This is a genomic window from Pseudomonas inefficax (assembly GCF_900277125.1).
GTDB lineage: Bacteria > Pseudomonadota > Gammaproteobacteria > Pseudomonadales > Pseudomonadaceae > Aquipseudomonas > Aquipseudomonas inefficax.
In genome coordinates, this window is record NZ_OPYN01000189.1 from 1 (window position 1) to 1608 (window position 1608).

Annotated in this window: 1 protein-coding gene; it reads right to left on the reverse strand. The window is 67.3% G+C overall.

Annotated elements, in window-relative coordinates; all coding sequences use genetic code 11:
* The coding region (gene hrpA / locus JV551A3_RS23705) for an ATP-dependent RNA helicase HrpA (RefSeq protein ID WP_133979156.1) at window positions 1–1608 on the reverse strand (1608 nt) is incomplete at both ends.

Consider the following 1608-nt stretch of genomic DNA (forward strand, 5'->3'; position numbering starts at 1 on the left):
TCGGACACCCGGGCGCCGGTCATGCGCAGCAGCTCCTGACCCAGGGCCTGAGGCAATGCGCCCTGGCCGAAGGTCATGCGCGCCAGCGAGGCCTTGACGAAGTCCGGCACCGGCACGAAGTTCTTGCGCAAGGCCTTCGGCAGGTTGCGCACCAGCGCCACGCACTTGGCTTCCAGCAGGCCGGGCACCAGCCACTCCAGGCGCTCGCCCGGCAGGCTCGGCAACAGCGGTGCTGGCACCCGCACGGTCACGCCATCGCGGGGGTGGCCGGGCTCGAAGTGGTAACTCAGCGGCAGGCGCAGCTCGCCCACCTGCATGCTGTCGGGGTACTGCGCGGCAGTGACTTCGCTGGCCTCGCGGGCCAGCACGTCTTCCTCGCGCATGATCAGCAGGTTGGCGTCCTTCTGGCTGCCCATGCGGTACCAGCTGTCGAAGGTCGCGGTCTGGTGGATTTCCGCCGGCAGACGCGCTTCGTAGAAGGCGTACAGCGTCTCTTCGTCGGCAAGGATGTCACGGCGGCGGGCCTTGGCCTCCAGCTCGTCGAGCTCTTCCAGCAGGCGCTTGTTGGCCGCCAGGCACTTGGCCCGCGACTGGATTTCGCCACCCACCAGGCCTTCGCGGATGAACAGCTCGCGCGAGGTGACCGGGTCGATCGGGCCGAAATGCACCGGCCGACGGCCGACCAGGATCAGGCCGTACAGGGTGATCTGCTCGTAGGCCACTACCTGCCCGCGCTTCTTCTCCCAGTGCGGCTCGAAGTGGTTCTTCTTGACCAGGTGGCCGGCCAGCGGCTCGATCCAGTCCGGCTCGATCCTGGCCACCATGCGTGCGTACAGCTTGGTGGTTTCGACCAGTTCGGCCGCCATCACCCACTGCGGGCGCTTGCGCCCCAGGCCCGACGACGGGTGCACCCAGAAGCGCCGCTGACGGGCGCCCTGGTAGTCGCCCTCTTCGGTCTTCTGGCCGATCTGGCTGAGCAGGCCACTGAGAATGGCCTTGTGCATTTTCGGGTAGTCGGACGGTTCCTTGTTAACAGTCAGCTGCAGGTCACGGCAGATCAGTGCCAGCTGGCGATGGGCATCGCGCCATTCGCGCAGGCGCAGGTAGTTCAGGAAGTTCTTGCGGCACCAGTTGCGCAGCGGGTTGGCGGTCAGCGCCTGGCGCTGTTCCTCGAAGCCACGCCACAGGTTGACCAGCGCGGCGAAGTCGGAATCCACGTCCTTCCATTGCGCGTGCGCCTGGTCGGCGGCCTGCTGGCGCTCCGGCGGGCGCTCGCGCGGGTCTTGCACCGACAGCGCACTGGTGACGATCAGCACTTCCTGCAGGCTGCCCAGGCGGGCGCCTTCGAGCAGCATGCGGCCCAGCCGCGGGTCGATCGGCAGACGCGCCAACTGGCGACCGATCGGCGTCAGCTGGTTCTCGCGGTTGACCGCCGACAGCTCCTGCAACAGGTTGAAACCGTCGCTGATGGCCTTGCCAGCAGGCTGCTCGATGAACGGGAAGGCGTCGATTGCGCCCAGGCGCAGCTGCAGCATATGCAGGATCACTGCCGCCAGGTTGGTGCGCAGGATTTCCGGGTCGGTGAACGCCGGCCGGCTGTTGAAATCC